The sequence below is a fragment of the Paenarthrobacter sp. C1 genome (assembly GCF_049315185.1).
GTDB lineage: Bacteria > Actinomycetota > Actinomycetes > Actinomycetales > Micrococcaceae > Arthrobacter > Arthrobacter nicotinovorans.
The window spans coordinates 652,089-676,331 of the sequence record NZ_CP186052.1 but is presented as its reverse complement, the minus strand read 5'-3'; the positions used below and the strand labels follow the sequence as shown (position 1 = coordinate 676,331).

Sequence of the window (24,243 nt, the reverse complement as noted above, 5' to 3'; positions counted from 1 at the left end):
AAAGTAGGTCTTACGAAAAAGAAATACAGACCCGGATAAGCCGGCCGATGCAGCAAAGGTGCAGCGGAGGCCGGCCCGGGCACCACAGAGGAGATCAAGATGACCGCTTCATTTGAACCCGCAGAGCAGTCCGCAGAGCAGCAGGCAGCAGCGCTGGAACTCGAATGGTCCGCCAACCCGCGGTGGGAAGGCGTCACCCGTGATTACTCGGCTTCCGACGTTGTCCGCCTCCGTGGCCGCGTCTCCGAAGAGCACACCCTGGCCCGTCGCGGTTCCGAGAAGCTTTGGAAGCAGCTCACCGAGGAAGCTCCCACCGGCGGCTACACCAACGCCCTGGGCGCACTGACCGGTAACCAGGCTGTGCAGCAGGTCAAGGCCGGCCTCCGCGCCATCTACCTCTCCGGCTGGCAGGTGGCCGCCGACGCCAACCTGTCGGGCCAGACCTACCCGGACCAGTCCCTGTACCCGGCCAACTCGGTGCCGCAGGTTGTCCGCCGCATCAACAACGCGCTGCTCCGTGCGGACCAGATCGAGTATGCCGAAGGCGTCAAGACCGTCGAAGACTGGCTGGTCCCGATCGTCGCGGACGCCGAAGCAGGCTTTGGTGGCCCGCTGAACGCCTACGAGCTCATGAAATCCATGATTACCGCAGGTGCCTCGGGCGTTCACTGGGAAGACCAGCTCGCTTCGGAAAAGAAGTGCGGCCACCTGGGCGGCAAGGTGCTGATCCCCACCCAGCAGCACATCCGGACCCTGAACGCAGCCCGCCTGGCAGCCGACGTCGCCGGTACCCCGACGGTGGTCATCGCCCGTACCGACGCCGAAGCAGCAACCCTGATTACCTCCGACGTTGACGAGCGCGACCAGGAATTCATCACCGGCGAACGTACCGCTGAGGGCTTCTACAAGGTCCGCAACGGAATCGAACCCTGCATCGCCCGTGCCAAGGCCTACGCACCGTACTCCGACCTCATCTGGATGGAGACCGGCACCCCGGACCTGGAGCTGGCCCGCAAGTTCGCCGAATCGGTCAAGGCCGAGTTCCCGGACCAGATGCTCTCCTACAACTGCTCCCCGTCCTTCAACTGGCGCAAGCACCTGGACGACACCACGATCGCCAAGTTCCAGCGCGAACTCGGTGCCATGGGCTTCACGTTCCAGTTCATCACTTTGGCCGGCTTCCACGCCCTGAACTACTCGATGTTCGACCTCGCCCACGGTTACGCCCGTGAAGGCATGAGCGCCTACGTCGAGCTCCAGGAGAAGGAATTCGCCTCCGAGTCCCGCGGCTACACCGCCACCAAGCACCAGCGCGAAGTCGGCACCGGCTACTTCGACGACATCGCAACCGCGCTCAACCCGAACGCATCAACCTTGGCCCTGGTGGGATCCACCGAAGAAGGCCAGTTCCACTAAACCAAACGCCCAAAGGTGAGCTGTTCGCTGCGCTCACCGGAAGGCACGACGGCGATTGTCGCCTCCGGCCTGCGGACCGGTACCGCTCTGCCTGCTATTCCCCACGTCCCGGTTTCGACCTCGCTGAGCGAGGACGGACCGGGATGCAGGGCCCCTTTTACGCAGGCTGCCGCGGCACCGGCTCCTTGGCCTAGTGCCCACGCGACCCAAGCACCGCCGTCGAACATTTGCTTCTCATAGGAGAGATTGAAATGAACAGCTTCACTGACAACTTCACTATCAATGGCATCACTTTGACCGCTCAGCCCATTTGCCGGCAGAATGAGGTCCTCACGCCGGACGCTTTGGAGTTCATCGGCCAACTGCACCGGGCTACGGCTGATCGTCGTCAGGAGCTGATGCAGGCGCGGCATGCCCGCCGTGGGCAGATCGCCGCCGGTCAGGATCCGCGGTTCCTGCCGCAGACCGAGGCCATCCGGAACGACCCGTCCTGGCGCGTTGCTCCCCCGGCACCGGGACTGGAGGACCGCCGTGTTGAGATCACGGGACCTGTGGACAAGAAGATGACCATCAACGCGCTGAACTCCGGTGCGAAGGTGTGGCTGGCCGACATGGAGGACTCCTCCACGCCGACGTGGCGCAACGTCATCCAGGGCCAGCTGAACCTGACCGACGCGTTGGAGCGCCGGATCGATTTCACCTCTCCCGAGGGCAAGGAATACAAGCTCAAGGCGGCCGAGGATCTGCCCACCATCGTGGTCCGTCCCCGTGGCTGGCACCTGCCGGAGAAGCACATGCTGATTGACGGCAAACCCATCGCCGGCGGAATCGTGGACTTCGGACTGTTCTTCTTCCACAACGCCCGCCGCTTGCTGGCGCAGGGCAAAGGCCCATACTTCTACCTGCCCAAGATCGAGAACCACCTCGAGGCACGGCTGTGGAACGACATCTTTGTCCTGGCCCAGGATCTGCTCGGCATCCCGCAGGGCACCATCCGCGCCACGGTGTTGATCGAGACCATCACGGCAGCGTTCGAGATGGAAGAGATCCTCTACGAACTGCGGGACCACGCAGCTGGTTTGAACGCCGGCCGCTGGGACTACATTTTCTCCCTGATCAAGAACTTCCGGACCCGCGGACCGCGTTTCGTGCTCCCGGACCGCGGCCAAGTGACCATGACCCAGCCGTTCATGCGGGCCTACACCGAGCAACTGGTCCGGGCCTGCCACCGCCGCGGTGCCATGGCGATCGGTGGCATGGCTGCCGCTGTTCCCAACCGCAAGGACGAGGCCGCCAACACCGCCTCGTTCGAGAAGGTCCGTGCGGACAAGACCCGTGAAGCCAACGACGGTTTCGACGGCTCCTGGGTTGCCCACCCGGACCTGGTGCCGGTGTGCCGCGAAGTGTTCGACTCAGTTCTCGGAGACCGACCCAACCAGCTGGACCGTTCCCGCGAGGACGTCACCCCGGATGACCGTGCGCTGATCGACATCTCCACCACCGAGGGCACCATCACGGAGGCCGGGGTACGCCTGAACATCGAGGTAGGCATCCGCTACATCGAGTCCTGGCTGCGGGGCAACGGCGCTGTCGCCATCCACAACCTCATGGAGGACGCCGCCACCGCCGAAATTTCGCGGTCCCAGCTGTGGCAGTGGATCCACTCCCACGCCATCACTGACCAGGGCGACATCATCAGCCGTGAATGGGTAGAGGACATGTTGGACGAGGAATTCGCCCGCCTGGAACGCTTCGATGGGGATCGCTTTGCAGATGCCCGCGCCATCTTCGAGGAAGTCACCCTGGCTGAGGAATTCCCCACCTTCCTGACCATCCCCGCCTACGCCCGTTTCCTCACCGAGGCCCGTGAAGAGGCCACGGAAGAGGAACTCGTCGCCGCCTAGCTGCACTGTACTGGTCGTCGACACGCCAAGCCCCGACGCTGGGCTGCCTGCACTCTTCGCAACAAGTGACCCCGATGGTCGGGGAGGCAGCCCAGCAACGGGGCTTTTCCATGCTCAAGGCCCTCCGGATTCGATGGTTCGCTGCACACCATGCCGTGCGCACGGCATCCTGTGCAGCGAACCCCCGAATCAGCCGCTGGAGGGGCCCAGCGGCCCGGAGCGGCCCGGCCCCTTAGCGCTGCCGGGCAACCCAGCGCACGGACAACGTCGTGCACACGCAGAACGCGAGCACCGAGCCGAGGATCACGAAGAGCGGACCCGTCCAGCCGTCGGTAACACTGTGCACGTATCCGACAACGGTGGGCGCCAGGGCAGCAAAACAGTAGCCAACACCCTGGACCACGGCGGACATCTTCCCTGCGGCGGCCTGCGAGCGGGCGAACTTGATGATCGCAATGAAAATCACCGTGATTCCACCACCTTGGGCAACGCCTCCCAGCGAGGACCACAACCACCAGAAGCCCGATGCCAGCAACAAGCCAACGGGAACGGTCAGCCACATCGCACTCAAGGTGACCGCTACCGTCGTCGTACTGGTGAAACGGGCCAGGAGCGGAACGCCCAGGCCGCCCACAATCGCGAAGATCTGGAAGAGCGAGGAGCCCGCGCCGGCCTCGGCCGTGCCCATGGCGAGTTCGTCGGACAGGAAGCTTGGCAGCCACGCGGTGACGCCGTAGTAGGAGAACGCCTGGCCGGCGAAGCCGAGCGTCAGGCCGACGGTCAACCAGCCCACCCCCGCAACGGGTCCCGAACCTGAAGGGACGGCAGCCTCAACCGCGGCTGGGACAAAGGCCCGGCGCGTACCCACTGTGGGCACCCAGAACAGGATTGCCGCCAAGGCCAGCAGCGCGCTGGCAGCCAAGGAAAGCCGCCACCCCCCCAGCTCGGCCAGCGGAGCCGTGGCTACGGAGGTGAGGAACGAACCGATGTTCAGGGCCGCGGTGTAGACGCCCATCGCTGTCGCTTGCCGGCGGGGAGCGAAGTCGCGGCGGATGATCAGCGGCACGGCGATGTTGCCGATGGTGATGGCCACGCCAATGACCACTGTGCCGGCCATGACCAGGGCGCCACCGCCGCTGGAACGGATCACCACACCGGCCAGCACGCCGAGCAACGTGAGCATGACGGCGAATTCGGCGCCCAGTCGGCGTCCGGCCAACGAAGCCAACGGCGAAGCCAGGGAGAAGCAGAGCACGGGGATGCCTGTCAGCAGTCCGAGTTCAACCGGGGAGAAGCCAAGGTCCTGTCGGAGCAGATCCACTACGGGCGCCACGGCGACGAACGGTCCGCGCATGTTCAAGGCAATCAGCCCTATGCAGGCGAGGATCAGCCAGCCTCGGGGAACTTTGGCGAGGAACTGGCTCATGGTGCGGACCGGAAAGGGACAGGAAGCGTTTTCATCAGTTTCATTGCTATCACGCCCCCGGCCGCCCCACGGCATCCATGAAGGCCTAGCCCGTCGCTTGGAGTGTGGCCTCAATCACCGCAGGCGAGAGAACGTACTGGGTCACCATCTGGCTGGCACCCAGGATCGCGGAGCGGTCTCCGGCCATGGAAATGCCGATCCGAAGATGCGTGGTGGCCAACGGCAACGACCGCCGGTAGACCACTTCGCGGATTCCGGCCACCAGGTGTTCGCCGGCCTCTCCCACGCTGCCGCCAATGATGATCATGGAGGGGTTGAGCAGGTTGACCACGGTTGCCAGGACATCTCCGACATCACGTCCGGCCTGTCGCAGCGCCTGGATAGCCTGGAGGTTTCCCTCGCCCACGAGCCGTAGGACATCGGCGCCGTTGGTGGCTTCCAGCCCCTGCGTTTGCAGTTGATGCGCGACGGCGGGACCGGAGGCGAGCGCTTCAAGGCACCCGTAGTTGCCGCAGCGGCAGAGGACGTCGTCGCCACGTGGCACCCGGACGTGGCCGAGGTCGCCGGCGGTGCCGTTGGCGCCCCGCTGCAGCTCACCACTGCTGATGATGCCCGCACCGATGCCGGTGGCCACCTTGATGAACAGGAAATTGTCGTGGTCGGGCCAGTAGGCGGTCCGCTCCCCCAGGGCCATGATGTTGACGTCGTTGTCCACCAGTACGGGAACAGGCAGCGAGCGCTGAACGTAAGTGACGACGTCGAATCCGTCCCAGCCCGGCATGATCGGCGGCTTCACGGGCCGTCCGGTGTCATGCTCCACGGGCCCGGGGAGGCCGATGCCTATCCCGGCGAGGTCGCCCGGTTCCCGCCCGGCTTCGGCAAGCAGCTCCCGGCCTGCTGAAACCACGCGGCCCAGCACTACCTCGGGACCGTCGGCGACTTCCTGTCCCAGCCGGCGCTCCGCCAGGATGCTGCCCCCGAGGTCGGTGACGGCAACAATCACGTGGGTCGCTCCGACGTCGACCGCCAGCACGACGCGCGCGGCCGGGTTGAAGGCAAAGCGCGACGGCGGCCTGCCGCCGCTGGAGCTTGCCTCACCGGCCGGGCCGACCAGCCCGGAGTTGATCAGGGCGTCGATGCGGGAAGCCACGGTTGAGCGGGCAAGTCCGGTGGTGAGGGCAAGTTCGGCGCGTGTCCGGGCTTGGCCGTCGCGGAGAAGTTGGAAGAGATCGCCAGCGCGCGACAGGTTGCCGGCCTCTAAGACCATGGTGTTTCCGGCGTCGTTTCCGGGTGCTGGAGTCATGCATTTAGTGAAGCACGATTGCTTATGCATGTCATGCAATGAAAGTTTGTCGGCCATATTTCAACTTTTGCTTGACGATCGACAAAAGTCCCCCTAGGTTGTGATGAGCAGCACATCACGACGCTCGATGTCAGGGATCCACAGCATCGATCCCTCCCGTTCCGCTCATGCGCCAGTCCGCTTACGAAGAGGTAACTGAACTTGTCCAGCCCTACAGACGCCACCCGAATCCTGGGTGTTGGCATCCTCGGCGCCGGCCCGGTCACCCAGGCCATCCACCTGCCATCCTTGGCGCGTTTGGACCACATCCTGGCTGTCCGCCACATCATGGATGTCGACCCCAAGGTGGCTGAGTCCGTTGCCGCCCGAGTTGGCGCCACCCACAGCACCAGCATCGACGCCCTTCTGGGTGACCCGGACGTGGACATCGTGGCCATCTGCAGCCCGCACCAATTCCACGCTGAGCAAGTCATCGCCGCATGCCGCGCCGGCAAGAAGGCTGTCCTTTGCGAGAAGCCCTTCGCCATGAACGCCGAAGAAGCTGCCCGCATTTCGGCGGTCAGCGCGGAAACCGGAGTACCGATCATCGTGGGCGCCATGCACACCTTCGATCCCGGCTGGCTCGCCGCCCGGAACAACTGGGGCGAACTTCCGGAGAAGGCACACACGATCCGTTCCTCCATCGTCCTCCCGCCCAACTCACGGTTTGAGGACTTTGCCACGGAGATCATCACCCGTCCCGCCGGCGGTGCCCCCGACTACTCGGACCCCGAGGTCATCAAAGGCGCACTCCGCGGCGGGGTCATGGGGCTCGCCATCCACGACCTCCCCTTGATCCGCAGGTTCACGCCGGACTTCAAGGACATCGAAGTGCTTGAAGCACGCCATGTCCGCCCGTTCGGCTACGTCATCTCCCTCCGGACCCCCACCCGGACCATTGAGCTCCGCGCAGCCATGAACAACACCTGGAAGCCCGAATGGAGCTTCGAAGCCCTGTCCGACGACGAGTCCCTCCGCATCGACTTCACCCCGTCGTACGTCCAGGCCGGCTCAGCGGTGGCAACGTTCTCCCGCGGGTCGCAGAAAACCATCCTTGGCCCCTTTGAGCACAACGGCTACGAAGGAGAGTGGCGCGAACTCGCGGCCCTCGCCGCCGGCACCAAGCAGCCGCCGTCTGCCCAAACCCTGATTGACGACCTCACGTTCGCGTTGGACATCGCCGAGGCCACGGTGGCCACCCTTGATCGCCGGACGGCAGTACAGCCCGCAGTCTCCGAAGGAGTCCACGCATGAGCGCCGCCGCCTTCGAGCACTACACAGTCCAGGCCACACCCGAGGCGCAGAAAGCAGGCGCCGTTGCCTTGGCAGTGGCTTCCCTGCCCGAATCGTTCGGCCCGGCCATGGATGAGAACAGCGCCGACGTCCAGGTCATCGCCGGACAGCCCGGCTGGACCCGGCACGCCGTGGAAGCCATCAGTGCGGGAGCCCGCGGCATCGTGGTGGTCAACCCTTCACCCGAAAACGTCAACGAGCTCACAGAGACGGCAGCACGGCACAATTCGGCCGTGGTCCTCGACCAACGTTGGGCGTCCAACCCGGCCACCGCGGCAGCCGAGGACGCAGTCCGGTCCATGGCCGGCCGCGCCGTAGTCCTCGACGTCGTCGCCACCGCTCCGGTGGGAACCGACAGCGGCGCGTTGCTCGCGGACCAACTTGCCGCCGTCGTGCGTCTCACCGGACCGCTGGGAAACCTCAGGCTCCTGGACCGCAGGCCGCACGGCTACACCGCGACGGCGGTACTCGCCAACGGCGCACCGGTGGCCCTGCAGGGCATCCTTTCCAACGCCCGGCCCGCAAGCGTCACCATCACCATGCTGACAGACGACGGCGGCGCCGCCGTTTCGCTGCCGGATCCGGTGGCTGCCTGGCCGGCCACCGTGAAAGTCACCGGTCCACACGGTGAACTGCTTCTTCCCACGATCTACGAATCTGCTCACCGCGCCACCTGGCGCCGGCTCAAGGAACACCTCGACGCCGGCACCCTCCCCTCGGATCTGCAGCAGTTCGCTGCGGTTTCGGAATCCATCGCAACCCTCACCTGAAACACCAGCACCTCCGTTCCACCAGCCATTCAGTATCCGTTGCCCTACTCAAAGTTGAGCTGGACCGGCAAACCAACGCACAGCGTCGCCGGTCCCGAAAGGAATCACTATGAATGTTCAGTCCGCAGCCACCCGGTCCTTCTCCCGCCGCAATTTCCTCGGCCTGTCCGCGGCTGCCGCTTCCGTGCCGCTGCTGGCAGCCTGCGGCGGAGGCTCGGCTACCCAGGGCGGAGGTGGCGGCGCCGGTGGAACGGTCAAGTTCTGGGACATGCCGTGGGCCACCCCCGCCTACAACGAATCCGCTAAGAAGATCGCAGAAGGCTTCTCCGGCGCGAACAACGCCAAGGCCAACTACCAGATCATCCAGTGGAACAACTTCTACCAGACGTTCTCCTCGGCCATCGCTTCCAAGACCGGCCCGGCCGTTTCCACCGGCGGCGGCTTCCAGGCCTTCCAGTTCGAGCAGCAGGGCCAGATCGCGTACGCCGACAAAGTCATTGAAAAGCTGAAGTCCAACGGTCAGTTCGATGACTTCCTGCCCGGCGTGCTGGACCCGTTCAAGTCCGACAAAGGATACGTCGCCGTGCCGTGGCAGTTGGACATGCGCGTGTTCTGGTACCGGAAGTCCCTGTTCGAGAAGGCGGGCGTGTCGCTGCCCACCGACTGGCCGTCCCTGCTTGAAGCCGGCAAGGCGCTGAAGAAGGTTGGCGCGTTCGGCTTCGCCACGGGCGCCGGTTCGGGCAACAACTACGGCAACCACTCGATGATCATGATGATGGTCAACAACGGCGGCGGTGTCTGGAACAAGGACGGCGAGCTGGACCTCCTGAACGACCGCAACGTGGAAGCCATCGAATTCGTCCGCGAGCTTGTCTCCAACGGCATCGTGGATCCCGCAGCCGTCAGCTACACAACGGACAACATGTCAGCACAGTGGAAGGACGGCAAGGCCGGCTTCGGCCTGTTCCAGGTCAACGTGCCGCAACGCGTCGGCGACACCTCCGGAGACCTGCTGGTGGCCGACCCCATCACCGGTCCGCACGGTGACAAGGCAACCATCGTGTTCCCGAACAACATCATGATGTACAAGAACACCCCGTCGCAGGAAGCCTCAGAAGAGTTCCTTGTGTACTACCTGGGCCAGCTCAAGGAACTGTGGAAGCAGAAGCTCATGTCCGCACTGCCCGTCTTCAAGTCGATCACCGAGCTGCCCGAGTTTGCCGACGACCCCAACAACGTCAAGATCGTCAAGGACTGGCAGCCGATCGCCAAGACCTTCGCAGCCCAGGGCAGCACGCTCAACGCAAACCTCGCAGCCCTTGACGGCGGCCAGGCGCTGAACCAGTTCAGCCAGTCGATCCTTACCGGCCAGGCAGCTGATGCCAAGAGCGCCCTGCAGGCCTTCCAGTCCGGCCTCGAATCGGTCTTGAAGAAGTAGAACGGTACCTCTGCCATGTCATCAACTACTGCAACATCGGGCCTGTCCCGGGCCCGCCGGGGAGTGGCCCCCGGCGGCTCGGGGGCCGGCCCCGGCAAACGCAAGAGCAAACTCAGCGCGCAGACCACCCGTACTTTCTTCTGGCTGTTGCTGCCTTCGGTGGTGCTGCTGGTCCTGATCCACGGCTACCCGCTGATCCACGCCGCGGTACAGGCCACCCACGACGGCGACCTCCTCCAGACCGGCAACTTCGTGGGCGGCGAGAACTTCGCCAGCGTCCTGTCCTCCCCGGCGTTCTGGAAAGCTGCACAGTTCACTCTCTGGTTCACGATTGTCGGAGTCTTCGGCTCCTGGCTGGTAGGACTGGGCCTGGCCCTGCTGCTGCGGACCAGGATCCCCGCAGGCAATACCTTCAAGGTCCTCTTGCTCCTGCCGTGGGTAGTGCCGATCGTCGTCTCCTCCACCGCCTGGAACTGGTTGGTGGCCACCCCCGACAGCCTGATCCCGTCGATCTTCCGCGGGCTGGGACTGGGGACCCCGCTGTTCCTGGCCGACCCCACACTGGCATCCATCACCGTGATGGTGTTCAAGGTCTGGGTCTCTTTCCCCTTCATGATGATGATGATCTCCGCGGCACTGGCCTCGGTGGACACCACCGTCTACGAAGCGGCCAGCATGGACGGCGCCTCCAAGTGGCAGCAGTTCACGCAGATCACGCTCCCGCTGATCGCCCGCTCCACGTACATCTCGTGGATCCTCATGACGATCTTCTGCGTCAATGACTTCCCGACCATCTACCTGCTCACCGGCGGCGGTCCCGTCAGTGCCACCACCTCCTTGGTGGTCCTTGCCTACCGCACGGTCTTCCAGGACTTCGCCACCGGCCCCGGCGTCGCCATCGCCTTCCTGATGACCATGACCCTGGTGGTCATTTCCGTCATCCTGTACCGCCAGATCCGAAAGTCGAGCGTCGAATAATGAGCACAGTACTTCACGCCCACCCCGAATCCGGTCCCGCCCTGGGCATCACCGACTCCGGAAAAACCCGCCGGGTGCTCTCCGAAGCCGGTATGCGCGGACGCTGGTGGAGGTTCGCCCTGATCCTGGCCATCACGGTGATCGTCCTGGTCCCCATCATGGTCACTGTGGTCCTGGCCTTCACTCCCGGAGCCAACAGCACCGCCACCGGCTTCACGTTCGAGAACCTGGCCAACGTGTTCAACGGGACGCTCGCCGCCACCTGGCTCCAGAACAGCCTGGTCACCACACTGTCCACGGTCCTGGTTTCGGTCGCGGTGGCCGCTCCCGCTGGCTACGTCCTCTCCCGCGGACGTTCCAAGGCCGTGTCCGGTTACTCACTGCTCCTGTTCGTCATGCAGTCCCTGCCGATCATCACCTCCGTGGTCCCCCTCTTCATCCTCTTCGCTGCCATGGGACTGGTGGACAACCTCCTGGGCATCACCATCATCTACGTCGGTTCCACCATGACCGTGGCTACCTGGATGATGGCCGCCTACTTCGACTCCATCCCCATCAGCCTCGAAGAAGCCTCCTGGATCGATGGCTGCTCAGTCTTCGGATCCTTCACCAAGGTGGTGCTCCGCAACTCGCTGCCGGGCATCCTCTCCACCGCGATCTTCGCCTTCCTGCTCGCCTGGAACGACTACCTGGTAGCCATCGTGTTCCTCCGTTCCAACGAGATCTTCACCCTGCCCATGGGTGTCCAATCCTTCTTCCAGCAAAACGCCACTGACTGGACATCCGTCATGGCCCTGGCCGTGGTCATGATGCTGCCGCCGATCATTGTTTTCGCCACCCTGAACAAGTACTTCAGCGTCGGCGGAATCGGCGGCTCCCTGGCCGGCCGCTGATTAGACTGGCGCCAAGTCCCCGAACTCCCGGAAAACCACTCCCGAAAAGGAAACCCATGTCTTACTCTCTCCAGCTGTACACCCTCCGCAACGCCATCCAGGAGGACCTGCCTGGAACCATCAGGAAGGTCGCTGAGATCGGCTACACGCAGGTGGAGCCCTACAACTTCGTGGCCACAGCTTCGGAACTCGGCAAGGCTTTGAAGGAGAACGGCCTGACCGCTCCGTCCGGTCACGCCCCGCTCCTGTCACAGGACCAGGACGAAATTTTCGCTGCCGCCAAAGAGCTGGGCATCACCACCGTCATCGATCCGTTCCTCCCGGCTGAACACTGGCAGGATGCGGAAACCATCCAGGGCACGGCAGCCAAGCTCAACGCCGCCGCGAAGAAGGGCGCCGAGTACGGCATCCGGGTTGGTTACCACAACCACGCCTGGGAGCTGCAGTCCACCATCGAAGGCACCACTGCGCTTGAATACTTCGAAGGACTGCTGGATCCGGAACTCGTCCTCGAGGTAGACACGTACTGGGCAGCCGTCGGAGGCCAGGACCCCGTCGAATTGCTGGCCCGCCTGGGTGACCGGGTCAAGCTCATCCACATCAAGGACGGCCCGGGCAACACAGACACCAAGGCCCAGCAGCCCGCCGGCCAGGGCACCATTCCGGTGCTGGATGTCATCGCAGCTGCCAAGTCCCTGGAAGTGGGCGTGGTGGAGTTCGACGATTATTCGGGCGACATCTTCCAGGGCATCACGGAGAGCCTCGCATTCCTCAACGCAGAATCGGCAGGGGCCAAGGCATGAGCTTCACACCCTCAACCCGCAAGGGCCCCGTAGGCGTCGCCGTCATCGGCGCGGGCAACATCAGCAAGCAGTACCTGGATAACCTCACCACCTTCCCGGACGTCAAGGTCCTGGTGATCGCCGACCTGTTCGAAGAGGCAGCCAAGGCCCGCGCCGAGGAATACGGGATCGCCGAGTTTGGCGCGCCGGAGCTGGCACTGAACCATCCCGACGTCGAAATCATTGTGAACCTGACCATTCCTGCGGCGCACGTCGAGGTAGCCACCGCTGCCGTCAATGCGGGCAAGCACGTATGGACTGAGAAGCCGTTCTCGCTGGACCGTGAATCCGGTCTGGGCCTCCTCAAGGCCGCAGATGCAGCGGGGATCCGCCTCGGAACCGCACCGGACACGTTCCTGGGTGCCGGCCTGCAGACCGCGCGCCGCATCATTGAACGCGGTGACATCGGCACGCCGCTGACCGGCATGACCACGTTCCAGACCCCGGGTCCGGAATCCTGGCACCCGAACCCGGCCTTCCTGTTCCAACACGGCGCCGGCCCGCTGTTCGACATGGGTCCGTACTACCTCACGGCCCTGATCCAGACCTTCGGCTCCGTCCGCAAGGTGGCCGCCGTCGGCTCCTCCGCCAAGGCCACCCGCGTCATCGGTTCCGGACCCAAGGCCGGCGAGGAGTTCGCCGTCGAGGTTCCCACGCATGTGTCCGCGATGGCGCAGTTCGAAGGCGGACAGTCCAGCCACAGCGTGTTCTCCTTCGAGTCGCCGCGCCTCCGGATGGGCTTCGTGGAAATCACCGGCACTGAGGCGACCCTCTCACTGCCGGACCCGAACTATTTCGACGGCGAGCTGAAGCTCTGGCGTCCAGGCGCGGAAGAACCCGAGATCATCGCCGCAACCGGCCCCGCCAACGGCCGCGGCCTGGGTGTGCTGGACATGGCCCGGGCGCTTCGGGCCGGAACTCCGCACCGAGCCACCGGCGATCTGGCCTACCACGTGTTGGACAGCATGGTCTCGATCGCCGAGTCCGTGGAATCGGGCACGTTCGTGGATGTCACCAGCAACGCGCCGGCCTCGGCGGCAGTCCCTGAGGACTGGGCTCCCGAAACCGCCACACTCTAAGTCCGCAGCAACAGCGAGGAACCTGACCATGAGCACGCCCACACACTCGTCCCTGCCTTCCGACAGGCTGGCTTCCCGCGAGGATAAGGCCCCCCTGGGGGTTGCCGCCATTGGCTATGCCTTCATGGGGAAGGCCCATTCGAATGCGTGGCGGAATGTGGCCAGTTTCTTCGACGTCCCGGCCTTCGAGCAGAAAGTGCTCGTTGGCCGGGACGCCACCCAGGTGGCCGAGGCCGCTGCCAAGTACGGCTGGGCCGAATCCGCCACCGACTGGCGCTCCGTGATTGAACGCGATGACATCCACATCATCGATATCTGCGCCCCGGGCTGGATGCACGCGGAAATCGCCATCGCCGCCCTTGAAGCGGGCAAACATGTGTTGGTGGAGAAGCCGCTGGCCAACACATTGGGTGAGGCCGAACTGATGACCGCCGCTGCCGCGAAAGCCCGCCAACGCGGAGTGCAGTCCATGATCGGCTTCAACTACCGCCGCGTCCCCGCCCTTGCACTGGCCCGCGAACTCATCGCCGAGGGCCGCCTCGGCACCGTCCGCCACGTCCGTGCCGCCTACCTCCAAGACTGGCTCTCCGACGCGCAATCCCCCATGACCTGGCGCCTCCGTAAGGAAACCGCCGGTTCCGGCGCGCTCGGCGACATCGCTTCGCACGCGATTGACCAGGTCCTGTTCCTTCTGGGCGATGCCGTTACCGAGGTCTCCGGCCGCCTGCAGACGTTCGTGGACCGACGCCCCGGACCGGATGGTCCGGAGGATGTCACGGTCGACGACGCCGCCTGGGCAACGCTGACGCTCGCCTCCGGAGCAATCGCCTCCGTTGAAGTCAGTCGGGTGGCCACGGGCCAGAAGAACTCCCTCAAGCTCGAAATCTACGGAGACAAAGGCACTATCCTGTTTGATCTCGAGGCACTGAACGAACTCGGCTTCCTTGACGCCACCGTCCCGGTCCGGGAGCAGGGCTTCCGACGGATCCTGGTCAACGAGCCCGTTCACCCCTACCTTGAAGCATGGTGGCCGCAAGGCCACATCATCGGCTGGGAACACACCTTCACCCACCAGATCCGGGACTTCCTCCTTGCCGTTCGCGACGGCAGCCAGCCATCGCCGTCGTTCGAAGAGGGCCTGAACGTCCAGCACATCCTCGCCGCCGTGGAAGAGTCCGCAGCCGCCAAAAGCTCACTGATCCAGTTGCACGCAAACCCTACCGAAGGAGCCTGACATGCCCCGCCCGTACACCCTGTTCACCGGCCAGTGGGCCGACCTCCCCTTCGAGGAAGTCGCGCGCCTTGCCTCGGGCTGGGGCTACGACGGCCTGGAAATCGCCGTCTCCGGAGACCACCTGGACGCCTGGCGCTGGGACGAACCCGGCTACGTCGAGTCCAAACTCGCCATCCTGGACAAGTACAACCTCAAGGTCTGGGCCATCTCCAACCACCTCAAGGGCCAAGCCGTCTGCGATGACCCCATCGACTTCCGCCACGAGGCGATCGTTGGGTCCAAGGTGTGGGGCGACGGCGACCCCGAAGGCGTGCGCCAACGCGCTGCCGAAGAAATGAAGCACACAGCCCGCCTCGCAAAAGCGCTCGGCGTGGACACCGTCGTCGGCTTCACCGGCTCCTCGATCTGGCAATACGTCGCCATGTTCCCGCCTGTCCCCGAGAAAGTCATCGAGGCCGGCTACCAGGACTTCGCCGACCGCTGGAACCCCATCCTGGACGTCTTCGACGAATGCGGGGTCCGCTTCGCCCACGAAGTCCACCCGAGTGAGATCGCCTACGACTACTGGACCACCGTCCGGACCCTCGAAGCGATCGGACACCGGCCAGCTTTCGGCCTGAACTGGGACCCGTCGCACTTCATGTGGCAGGGCATCGATCCCGTGTCCTTCATCTGGGACTTCAAGGACCGGATCTACCACGTGGACTGCAAGGACACCAAGCTCCGCCCTACGGGCCGGAACACCGTCATGGGCTCCCACTTGCCCTGGGGCGACCCGCGCCGCGGTTGGGACTTCGTCTCCGCCGGACGCGGCGACGTGCCTTGGGAATCGTCCTTCCGCGCCCTCACCGCCATCGGCTACAACGGACCTATCTCCGTGGAATGGGAAGACGCCGGCATGGACCGCCTCCACGGCGCCCCCGAAGCCCTCGCCGCGCTCAAGAAGTTCGACTTCCCCGCCTCCCAAACCTCCTTCGACGCCGCCTTCAGCCAGGACTAACCCTCCGGAGTTTTTGTACAGCTAACGCCCTTTAGAAGCCTTCTTCAGGGCGTTAGCTGTACAAAAACTCCCATCAAAGTGGCAAGGAGCCAACCGTGATCCGCACCCTTCAACCCGGCCAGCGTTGCGAGGTGCGGATCGCGTCGGTCACGGGCCACAGCGAAACCCTCTACTCCACTGACCACATTCTCCTCGAAGCCCCGAACTGGACCCTGGACGGTTCAGCCCTCGTCCTGAACGGGGACGGTAAACTGTGGCGTCTTGACGCTTCCACTGCGAAACTGACCCAAATCCCGCTCAGTGGCATCCCAGACCTCAACAACGACCACGTCCTAACGCCGGATGGCACCGGCATCTTCCTCTCCGCCAACGACGGCCATATCTACCGTGGACTGCTCAAGGGCGGCCCTGCCACCCGCATCACCGAGGACGACGGCTCCTACCATTTCCTCCACGGCGTCAGCCCCGACGGCAAAGAACTCGCGTACGTCGGAATTAAGGCCGGCGACTTCAAGCAGCCCGGCAAGCTCATGACCATGGCGTCCGACGGCGGCGCTGCCGCCCGGGTCGACGTCGGTCCAGGCCACTGCGACGGGCCCGAATACTCGCCTGACGGGCAATGGATCTACCTGAACACGGAGTCGTTCTCAACAACACCGGGCCATGCCCAGCTTGCACGGATCCGACCGGACGGCAGCGACTTTACTCAGCTGCTGAAGTCCGACACCGTCGACTGGTTCCCCCACCTGTCCCCGGATGGCCGCTACGCCAGCTACATCCGATTCCCCGGCGGCACCGTTGGACATCCCGCTGACCTGCCCGTCGACGTCGTGCTTGTTTCGACCAAGGACTGGACCACCCCACTCCAACCATGGCCACTTTTCGGTGGCCAAGGTACCCTCAACGTCAACAGCTGGTCGCCGGACTCCGCGCGCTTTGCGTATGTGGCGTACCCGCTCACTGACTCTGCAAAGGACTAACTACGTGACCCTAAGCAACGGTACTTCCGACGGAACCATCCGCTGGGGCATCCTCGGCACCGGATTCATAGCCGGGCTGCAAACGCAGGATTTGAATGAGAACGGCTTCACTGTCCAGGCGGTGGGTTCGCGTTCGGCAGAGTCCAGCAGGTCCTTCGCGGATAAGTTCGGGATCGCCACCGCGCATGGCAGCTACGAAGACCTGGTAGCCGACCCCTTGGTTGACGTGGTCTACATCGCCACGCCGCACCCCTTCCACCACGCGAACGCCCTCTTGGCCTTGAACGCCGGCAAGCACGTGCTGGTGGAAAAGTCGTTCACCATGAATGCCCGTGAAGCCCGGGACATTGTAGGACTCGCGGAATCAAAAGGGCTCGTGGCGCTCGAAGCCATGTGGACCCGTTTCCTCCCGCACATGATCCGTCTCCGGGAAATCATCGCCGCAGGCACCATCGGAGAAGTCCGCAAGGTGGTGGCCAGCCACAACCAGAACCTCCCAAAGGACCCGGCACACCGCCTCAACAATCCCGCCCTGGGCGGCGGCGCACTGCTGGACCTGGGGGTCTACCCGGTCTCCTTCGCGTTCGACATCCTGGGCACGCCGGCCTCGATCAGGGCCAGCGCTGCCATGACTGCTACCGGCGTCGACCGCCAGACTGCGGCGGTTTTCGATTACGACGGCGGTGCGCAGGCGATCGTCGACTGCGAACTTGACGCAGCAAGCGCCAACCGGGCCATGGTGATCGGAACCGAAGGCTGGATCGACGTCGAACACACCTGGTACAACCCTGTCCCCTTCACCGTTCATGCGGCCGACGGTTCCGTGGGTGAGCGCTACGAGCAGCCCGTGAACGGTCGCGGCATGCAGTTCCAGGCAGCTGAGCTGGAGCGCCTGGTCCGGGAAGGTTCCACCGCAGGCACCATCCTTCCGCCGGACGAGAGCGTTGCCATCATGGCTGCCATGGATGAGATCCGCCGCCAGATCGGGCTGAGCTACGACGCTGATGCCGCCCCGGAAGGAAACCACCGTGACTGAATCCCCACGCCTCGCCGAGCTTCGCCGGCAGGAAGAAGAACTGGTCTTTGCTTCGTTCGATCACCATGACGCCTGGCGCCTTGGTTCGTTGATCGCCAATCATGCCATCAGTTCGGAGTTCGGGGTTGCCATCGACATCCGCCGGCACAACATCGTGCTCTTCCGCTGCATCCTGCCCGGCGCGACGGCGGACCAGGAAGAGTGGATCCGCCGGAAGTCAGCTTCGGTGCTGCGTTTCGAGCACAGCACGGCACTGTTGACCGAACTGTTTGCCTCCCGTACCCACAGCCCCCTGGGCAACGGGTGGCTGGCCCACGAGGACTACACCCTGGCGGGTGGTTCCTTCCCTCTCCGCGTGCGTGGTGCAGGTGTGATCGGGGCTGTGACGGTGTCCGGCCTCAGCTCCGACGAGGACCACCAACTGGTGGTCGATGGCATCCGGAACTACCTGAAGACGGTCGGGGTTTAGGGGCAGCAGGGCTCGAACCCGGCCAGGGCTGGTTTGGCCTCACCGCCCCTTCAGCACATAGCGCCTTTCGGGACGTCCGACGCCGTACTTGAGTCGAACGTCCAAGGCGCCTTCGTCGTGGAGGTACTCAAGGTATCGGCGGGCACTGACACGGGAGGTCCCGAGTTGTTCTGCAAGCTCAGCGGCTGACAAATCACCCGGTGCTGATTTCAACGCGGACTCCACCAGTTCCAGGGTCTCCACGCTGCAGCCCTTCGGCAGGGTCCGCTCGGAAACACCCAACCCAAAGACCCTGTTCACGTCGGATTGTTCAGCCTCGACCTTGGAAGCATCCAGCCCCTGGTAGGCGCTGAGGTAGTGTTCCAGCCGTTCCTGAAGATCGGACTGGGAAAAGGGCTTGATCAGGTAGTGGACGATGCCGCCGCGGAGGGCTTTGCGCACGGTCTCAACCTCGCGGGCTGCACTGATCACCAGCACGTCGAGGTCCGGGGCAACGTCCCGCAACTGGTGCATGAGGTCCAGGCCGTTGATGTCCGGGAGGTGGATGTCCAGGAGTACAAGATCGGGTTGCAGCCGACGCGTTTCCGCCAAGGCCTGTGCGCCGGTGTGGGCAACACCCACCACCCCGAAACCGGGGCTTCGCTGGATGAACCCGGCATGAACCTTGGCCACCATGAAGTCGTCATCGACAATCAAGACCTTGATCACTTGTGGTGAGCCCCTTTGCTGAATCGTGCGGTGAACACTGCACCGTCGTCGTTGGCCACGGTCAGTTCGCCCCCGCTGCGCCGGCAGATGACCCGCGAAAGCGCCAAGCCGAAGCCCCGGGCATCCCCCGGTCCCGGTTCCTTGGTGGAGTAGCCCTGTTGGAAGATCTCCTCGGCAGAACCGGCGGGCACTCCCGGGCCGTTGTCCTGGACAGTCACCCCGACGCCGTCCGGCGAGTCCTCCACGAGCACGCGGACCGATGCCCCGGCGAGGCCAGTGACGGCGTCGAACGCGTTGTCCACGAGGTTGCCCACCACGGTGGTGATGTCCCGGGACAGTTCGTCCTTGACGCGCGGAAGCGCGGACCGGGGGTCCAGTTTCAACTCGACGCCGCGCTCAGTGGCCAGGCTGGCCTTGGCGATCAGCAGGGCAGCGAGCGCGGGATCCTCGATCCGCCGGGTCACGTCGTCATTGAGCCGGGTCCGCTCCACGGTGGCACCGTTGACGAACTGCACCACGGAATCGTACTCGCCGATCTGGATGAGGCCCGAAATGACGTGGAGCTGGTTGGCGAACTCGTGGGCCTGGGCGCGGAGGGTGTCCGTGACCGTACGGGTGGCACCAAGTTCGCTCTCAAGGGAGGACAACTCGGTGCGGTCCCTCAGTGTGGTCACAGAACCGATGTCGCGCCCATGCGAGCGCAGCGCCACCCGGTTCATCACCACCAGCCGCTCCCCTACCAGCACCAGTTGGTCCGGGTCCGACTGTTCGCGGGTCAGCACCACTTTCAGGGCGGATTCGACGGGGAGGGAGCGCAGCTTCCTGCCTACGCAGTCGTCGGGCAATCCGAGCAACTGTCGGGCGCTCTGGTTGGCCACCGTGATCCGCTCATGGGGGTCCAACGCCACAACACCTTCCTTGAGGCCCTGCAGCATGGCTTCGCGGTTTTCCACCAGTCCGGTGATTTCCCGGGGTTCCATGCCGAGGGTTTGCCGTTTGACACGACGGGACAGGAGAAGCGAACCCGCCACCCCCAGGACGCTGGCCACGCCCAGGTAGGTGAGGAGGTTGGGAACGGCGTCGCCGAGTCTTTCCAGGGTGGAAGGGTAGTTGCGGCTGATGGATGCGATGCCGATCATCTGCCCGGAGTCGTCGATCACCGGCACGTGGGCGGACAGCACTGTCGCGTTGTTGCTGGTGACGACGCCGGTCCAGGCCCTGCCTTCCATCACCCGGCTCTCTCCCAGTGGCAAGGGCCGGCCGATCAGTCCGGGGTCCGAGGCCGTGATGACTGTGCCGTCCAGTTTTGCCAGGGCCACGTGCGCTGAACCCGAGACTGTCCTGACGGATTCGGCGACGGCGGGAAGCGCCGAACCGCCGCGCGGTTCCGCCGTGGGGAGCAGCGCGCGTACGGTGGGGTTGTTGCCCAAGGCTTCGGCTGCCGACAACGCCCGCCTGCCCTCAGTCCGTTCGAACGCGGCGGCCGACTGCGCCAGGGAAATGGCGACCACTGCCACCAGCACCGCCAGGACGATCAGCAACTGCAGCACAAGGTATTGCCCGGCAAGGGACATTCCTCTTCTTCGAGTCACTGCGTGGTTTCCTTTGGTGGTACCAGAGTCCGGAGGTGTCTGGGGGCGCTCCGCGTGGCGTATCGGAACTATACCCCAGAGCAGTAATGGACCGTCCAGGACCGTGAACGCAATGAACTTAAAGATCACTGCGAACACAAGAGTGATCGGCGTCACTGCGGCCCCTAGCATCAGTTCACGGGGCACAACGTTGATCGCCCTGCAGAGAATTCAAAACTGAGAAGAGGAACACCATGCGCCAGATCCGCGCATTGCGAGTCGCCGCCGTCGCCGCCGGCCTCGCCCTGATGGCCACCGGTTGTGGTGCCACCGGCAAGAACTCCACTGGTTCCGAAAGCTCCGGCGCTGCCGCCGGACCCATCACCGGCCTCCAGATCATGGTTCCGAACACTCCCGGTGGCGGCTACGACACCACCGCCCGGGCAGCGGCCAAGGTCCTGGACGATGAGAAGATCGCCAACAACACTGAAGTGTTCAACCTTGCAGGCGCAGGCGGCACTGTGGGCCTGGCCCGCGTGGTGAACGAAAAGGGCAACGGCGATCTGACCATGCTCATGGGCCTGGGCGTGGTGGGTGCCAGCTACACCAACAAGTCACAATCGAAACTGACGGACACCACGCCCTTGGCCAAGCTGATTGAAGAGCCGGGCGCCATCATGGTCAGCAAGGACTCCCCCTACAAGACCATCGATGACCTGGTGAAGGCGTGGAAAGCAGATCCCGCGTCGATCTCCGTAGGCGGCGGCTCCTCGCCCGGCGGCCCGGACCACCTCCTGCCGATGCAGTTGGCCGGCGCTGTGGGCATCGACGCCACGAAGGTCAACTTTGTCTCCTACGACGGCGGTGGCGACCTCCTTCCCGCCATCCTTGGCAACAAGCTCGGCTTCGCAGCTTCCGGCGCAGGCGAGTACCTGGAACAGATCAAGTCCGGAGAGGTCCGTGTCCTTGCCACGAGCGGCGAGAAGCGGCTTGACGGCGTGGACGCCCCCACCCTCAAGGAATCCAACATCGACCTCGTGTTCACCAACTGGCGCGGTGTCGTAGCCCCTCCGGGCATCAGCGACGCCGACAAGAAATCCCTGATCGCCGCGCTGGAGAAGATGCACGAGTCCGCTGGTTGGAAGGAAGCACTCAAGACCCACAGCTGGACGGATGCCTTTGTCACCGGCGACGAATTCCAGACGTTCCTGACTGACCAGGACAAGCGGGTGGCGGACGTCCTCACCAAGCTTGGCTTGGCGTGAGCTCTCCAGCAACAGGCTTGAAAGGCCGCGCCGAGCTGGGGGTCGCCCTCCTGCTCGGCGTGGTCGGAGTCCTGGTCTTCCTGGACGCCAACGGCCTGGTAACCCCGTACTCGAAATCGGACCCTGTGGGTCCAAAGACTGTCCCGTTCATCGTTGCCGGACTCCTGGTGGCCTGCGCTGTTCTGCTTGCCATCAATGTCCTCCGTGGCGGCAGGGGCGAGGCCGAAGGCGGCGAGGATGTGGACCTGGCGCACCCTGCCGATTGGAAGACCGTCCTGCCGCTGGCGGGAGCCTTCCTGCTCAACATCCTGCTGATCGATTGGGCTGGTTGGGTCATCTCCGGCACGGTGCTTTTCTGGGGCAGCGTCCTTGCCCTCGGAAGCCGCCGTTATGTCCGTGACGGACTCATCTCCGTGGCACTTTCCCTGCTGACCTTCTACGGCTTCTACCTCGGCCTGGGCATTGCGCTGCCGGCCGGACTCCTGGAAGGAATCCTCTGATGGACGTCTGGTCCTCCTTGATGGACGGGTTCTCCACCGCCCTCACTCCTTTGAACCTCATGTACGCCATGATCGGCGTCATCCTCGGCACCGCTGTAGGTGTCCTTCCCGGGCTCGGTCCGGCCATGACCGTTGCCTTGCTGCTCCCGGTCACGTACGCACTTGAACCCACCAGCGCCTTCATCATGTTCGCCGGTATCTACTACGGCGGAATGTACGGCGGCTCCACCACCTCCATCCTGCTGAATACTCCCGGCGAATCGTCGTCCGTGGTGACGGCCATCGAAGGCAACAAGATGGCCAAGGCGGGGCGGGCGGCGCAAGCACTCGCGACGGCGGCCATCGGCTCGTTCGTGGCAGGCACCATCGGCACTACCCTCCTTGCGGTCTGCGCACCGATCGTTGTGAAGTTCGCGGTCAGCCTGGGCTCCCCCAGCTACTTCGCGATCATGATGTTGGCCCTGCTGGCTGTCACTGCGGTACTGGGGTCGTCGCGGTTGCGCGGCTTCGCCTCCCTCGGCCTGGGACTGGCCATCGGTTTGGTGGGCCTGGACTCCGTTACGGGCCAGAGCCGGCTCACGTTTGGCCAGCCGCTGTTGTCCGACGGTTTGGACATTGTGGTGGTGGCTGTGGCCATCTTCGCGGTGGGCGAGGCCCTCTGGGTGGCGGCACACCTGCGCCGCACCCCGTTGCATGTCATTCCCGTTGGCCGTCCCTGGATGGGCAAGAAGGATTGGCAACGCTCCTGGAAGCCATGGCTTCGCGGCACGATTTTCGGTTTCCCGTTCGGGGCTTTGCCGGCAGGCGGAGCGGAAATCCCCACGTTCCTGAGCTACGTCACCGAGAAGCGCCTCAGCAAGCACCCCGAAGAGTTCGGCCATGGAGCCATCGAAGGCGTGGCGGGTCCGGAAGCTGCGAACAACGCAGCCGCCGCCGGTACCCTCACTCCCATGCTGGCCCTCGGCCTGCCCACCAACGCAACCGCGGCAGTGATGCTGGCAGCGTTCACGTCCTACGGCATCCAGCCCGGCCCGCAGCTCTTCTCGAGCCAGGGACCACTGGTGTGGGCGCTGATCGCGAGCCTCTTCATCGGCAACCTGCTCCTTCTGCTGATCAACCTGCCCCTGGCACCGTTGTGGGCGAAGCTGCTGCAACTGCCCCGCCCGTACCTGTACGCAGGCATCCTGTTCTTCGCCACGTTGGGCGCCTACTCGGTGAACCTCCAGGCATTCGACCTGGTGATCCTGCTGATACTGGGGGCTTTGGGGTTCATGATGCGCCGCTTCGGACTCCCCGTCCTGCCGCTCATTCTTGGCGTTATCCTGGGCCCGCGGCTGGAAGGCCAGCTCCGCAAGACCCTGCAGCTCAGTGCAGGCGACCCGGCAGGGCTCTGGAGCGAGCCGATCGCCGTCGGTATTTACGTCATCATCGGCATCATCCTGGCCTGGCCGCTGGTCCTCAAGCTCATCCGGCGGAACCGTCCGACGGCAGCTCTTACAGGGCCGTCCATGCTTTCGGACCAAGATGAGCCGCAGACCCCGGCGACGCCTTCAACCACGAAGACCGAACCAACCACGCCCGCACACCATCGGCAGGAGAAACCATGACCATCGTGGTGGGATACGTCCCCACACCAGAAGGCGAAGCAGCACTGACGCAGGCCATCGCCGAGGCAAAGAAGAGCAACGACACCCTGCTGGTCATCAATTCCTCCAAGGGCGACGCCCTGGTGGACAACCGTTATGCCCAGGAGCCGGAGATCCAGAGCATCGAGGACCGGCTGGCTGAGCACGGCATCCAGCACATCATCAAGCAACCCATCCGCGGTCATGACGCAGCGGCCGAGGTGCTTGATGCTGCCGACGAGCACGACGCCGGATTGATCGTGATCGGCCTCCGCCGCCGCAGCCCGGTAGGCAAGCTCATCATGGGCAGCGTTTCCCAGCGCATCCTCCTGGAAGCGGACTGCCCGGTCCTTGCGGTGAAGGCGGACTAGGAGTTTTCGTACAGCTAATGCCCCTAAGAGGCGTTCTTAGGGGCATTAGCTGTACAAAAACGCTCGACGGCGGCTGGTCGCCCTTGGTGACCAGCCTCCGTCG

22 protein-coding genes are annotated in these 24,243 nt (G+C 64.3%); 18 read left to right on the top strand and 4 right to left on the bottom strand.

What is annotated here, in order from left to right; translation table 11 throughout:
• The first annotated feature begins 99 nt into the window (after positions 1 to 99).
• Both aceA and aceB read left to right on the top strand, forming a co-directional pair.
• Entirely contained in the window at positions 100 to 1,416 is a 1,317-nt protein-coding gene (aceA, locus tag ACNAOU_RS03340) for an isocitrate lyase (protein ID WP_018778036.1), read from the top strand.
• Between the two features lie 251 nt (positions 1,417 to 1,667).
• Positions 1,668 to 3,320 (top strand): malate synthase A, encoded by a 1,653-nt coding sequence (aceB, locus tag ACNAOU_RS03335; protein WP_189076177.1) that lies wholly within the window; start codon positions 1,668 to 1,670, stop codon positions 3,318 to 3,320.
• A 232-nt stretch (positions 3,321 to 3,552) separates the two neighbouring features.
• Here the strand turns inward: aceB and ACNAOU_RS03330 are convergent, their stop codons facing one another.
• Together ACNAOU_RS03330 and ACNAOU_RS03325 are read right to left on the bottom strand one after the other, a co-directional pair.
• On the bottom strand, positions 3,553 to 4,746 hold the full coding sequence (locus ACNAOU_RS03330) for a CynX/NimT family MFS transporter (protein ID WP_422758003.1): 1,194 nt from the start codon (positions 4,744 to 4,746) through the stop codon (positions 3,553 to 3,555).
• A gap of 85 nt (positions 4,747 to 4,831) precedes the next feature.
• Positions 4,832 to 6,049, bottom strand: a complete 1,218-nt coding sequence (locus tag ACNAOU_RS03325) for an ROK family transcriptional regulator (RefSeq protein ID WP_018778039.1) — start codon at positions 6,047 to 6,049, stop codon at positions 4,832 to 4,834.
• A gap of 201 nt (positions 6,050 to 6,250) precedes the next feature.
• Here ACNAOU_RS03325 and ACNAOU_RS03320 point away from each other — a divergent pair, with 201 nt between their 5' ends.
• The 12 genes from ACNAOU_RS03320 to ACNAOU_RS03265 all read left to right on the top strand — a co-directional run bounded on the left by ACNAOU_RS03320 (position 6,251) and on the right by ACNAOU_RS03265 (position 18,100).
• On the top strand, positions 6,251 to 7,342 hold the full coding sequence (locus tag ACNAOU_RS03320) for a Gfo/Idh/MocA family protein (protein ID WP_422758002.1): 1,092 nt from the start codon (positions 6,251 to 6,253) through the stop codon (positions 7,340 to 7,342).
• Positions 7,339 to 8,151, top strand: coding sequence for a hypothetical protein (locus ACNAOU_RS03315; protein WP_422758000.1), 813 nt, complete (start codon positions 7,339 to 7,341; stop codon positions 8,149 to 8,151). The genes ACNAOU_RS03320 and ACNAOU_RS03315 overlap by 4 nt, the downstream gene beginning before the upstream one ends.
• A 109-nt stretch (positions 8,152 to 8,260) precedes the next feature.
• On the top strand, positions 8,261 to 9,589 hold the full coding sequence (locus tag ACNAOU_RS03310) for an ABC transporter substrate-binding protein (protein ID WP_018778042.1): 1,329 nt from the start codon (positions 8,261 to 8,263) through the stop codon (positions 9,587 to 9,589).
• A 15-nt stretch (positions 9,590 to 9,604) separates the two neighbouring features.
• A complete protein-coding gene (locus tag ACNAOU_RS03305) occupies positions 9,605 to 10,567 on the top strand; it encodes a carbohydrate ABC transporter permease (protein ID WP_018778043.1) in 963 nt (320 codons plus the stop codon).
• On the top strand, positions 10,567 to 11,460 hold the full coding sequence (locus ACNAOU_RS03300) for a carbohydrate ABC transporter permease (protein ID WP_018778044.1): 894 nt from the start codon (positions 10,567 to 10,569) through the stop codon (positions 11,458 to 11,460). Before ACNAOU_RS03305 ends, ACNAOU_RS03300 begins: the two co-directional genes overlap by 1 nt.
• A gap of 56 nt (positions 11,461 to 11,516) precedes the next feature.
• A complete protein-coding gene (locus ACNAOU_RS03295; RefSeq protein WP_018778045.1) occupies positions 11,517 to 12,263 on the top strand; it encodes a sugar phosphate isomerase/epimerase family protein in 747 nt (248 codons plus the stop codon).
• Entirely contained in the window at positions 12,260 to 13,381 is a 1,122-nt protein-coding gene (locus tag ACNAOU_RS03290; RefSeq protein ID WP_055976951.1) for a Gfo/Idh/MocA family protein, read from the top strand. Before ACNAOU_RS03295 ends, ACNAOU_RS03290 begins: the two co-directional genes overlap by 4 nt.
• Positions 13,382 to 13,409: 28 nt before the next feature.
• Positions 13,410 to 14,615 (top strand): Gfo/Idh/MocA family protein, encoded by a 1,206-nt coding sequence (locus ACNAOU_RS03285; protein WP_055976954.1) that lies wholly within the window; start codon positions 13,410 to 13,412, stop codon positions 14,613 to 14,615.
• A 1-nt stretch (position 14,616) separates the two neighbouring features.
• Positions 14,617 to 15,615 (top strand): sugar phosphate isomerase/epimerase family protein, encoded by a 999-nt coding sequence (locus ACNAOU_RS03280; RefSeq protein WP_281445112.1) that lies wholly within the window; start codon positions 14,617 to 14,619, stop codon positions 15,613 to 15,615.
• Between the two features lie 95 nt (positions 15,616 to 15,710).
• Positions 15,711 to 16,595, top strand: coding sequence for a TolB family protein (locus ACNAOU_RS03275; protein ID WP_422757999.1), 885 nt, complete (start codon positions 15,711 to 15,713; stop codon positions 16,593 to 16,595).
• 4 nt (positions 16,596 to 16,599) lie between these two features.
• Positions 16,600 to 17,631, top strand: a complete 1,032-nt coding sequence (locus ACNAOU_RS03270; RefSeq protein WP_422757998.1) for a Gfo/Idh/MocA family protein — start codon at positions 16,600 to 16,602, stop codon at positions 17,629 to 17,631.
• Positions 17,624 to 18,100: a heme-degrading domain-containing protein gene (locus tag ACNAOU_RS03265; protein ID WP_422757997.1), complete on the top strand. Its 477-nt coding sequence runs from the start codon at positions 17,624 to 17,626 to the stop codon at positions 18,098 to 18,100. Before ACNAOU_RS03270 ends, ACNAOU_RS03265 begins: the two co-directional genes overlap by 8 nt.
• Positions 18,101 to 18,139: 39 nt before the next feature.
• On the opposite strand, the gene ACNAOU_RS03260 is transcribed toward ACNAOU_RS03265, so the two are convergent.
• Together ACNAOU_RS03260 and ACNAOU_RS03255 are read right to left on the bottom strand one after the other, a co-directional pair.
• On the bottom strand, positions 18,140 to 18,808 hold the full coding sequence (locus tag ACNAOU_RS03260) for a response regulator (RefSeq protein WP_018778052.1): 669 nt from the start codon (positions 18,806 to 18,808) through the stop codon (positions 18,140 to 18,142).
• Positions 18,805 to 20,382, bottom strand: a complete 1,578-nt coding sequence (locus ACNAOU_RS03255; protein WP_422758657.1) for a sensor histidine kinase — start codon at positions 20,380 to 20,382, stop codon at positions 18,805 to 18,807. The genes ACNAOU_RS03260 and ACNAOU_RS03255 overlap by 4 nt, the downstream gene beginning before the upstream one ends.
• Positions 20,383 to 20,633: 251 nt before the next feature.
• Here ACNAOU_RS03255 and ACNAOU_RS03250 point away from each other — a divergent pair, with 251 nt between their 5' ends.
• Genes ACNAOU_RS03250 through ACNAOU_RS03235 form a run of 4 tightly spaced genes read left to right on the top strand, consistent with a single transcriptional unit; the run spans position 20,634 to position 24,140 of the window.
• Complete coding sequence (locus ACNAOU_RS03250; protein WP_018778054.1) at positions 20,634 to 21,644, top strand: Bug family tripartite tricarboxylate transporter substrate binding protein; 1,011 nt, start codon at positions 20,634 to 20,636, stop codon at positions 21,642 to 21,644.
• Positions 21,641 to 22,144 carry a tripartite tricarboxylate transporter TctB family protein gene (locus ACNAOU_RS03245; protein WP_039239631.1) on the top strand — a complete coding sequence of 168 codons (504 nt, stop codon included), beginning with the start codon at positions 21,641 to 21,643 and terminating at the stop codon, positions 22,142 to 22,144. The genes ACNAOU_RS03250 and ACNAOU_RS03245 overlap by 4 nt, the downstream gene beginning before the upstream one ends.
• Complete coding sequence (locus ACNAOU_RS03240; RefSeq protein ID WP_422757996.1) at positions 22,144 to 23,751, top strand: tripartite tricarboxylate transporter permease; 1,608 nt, start codon at positions 22,144 to 22,146, stop codon at positions 23,749 to 23,751. The genes ACNAOU_RS03245 and ACNAOU_RS03240 overlap by 1 nt, the downstream gene beginning before the upstream one ends.
• Positions 23,748 to 24,140 carry a universal stress protein gene (locus ACNAOU_RS03235; RefSeq protein ID WP_018778057.1) on the top strand — a complete coding sequence of 131 codons (393 nt, stop codon included), beginning with the start codon at positions 23,748 to 23,750 and terminating at the stop codon, positions 24,138 to 24,140. The genes ACNAOU_RS03240 and ACNAOU_RS03235 overlap by 4 nt, the downstream gene beginning before the upstream one ends.
• Positions 24,141 to 24,243 lie beyond the last annotated feature (103 nt).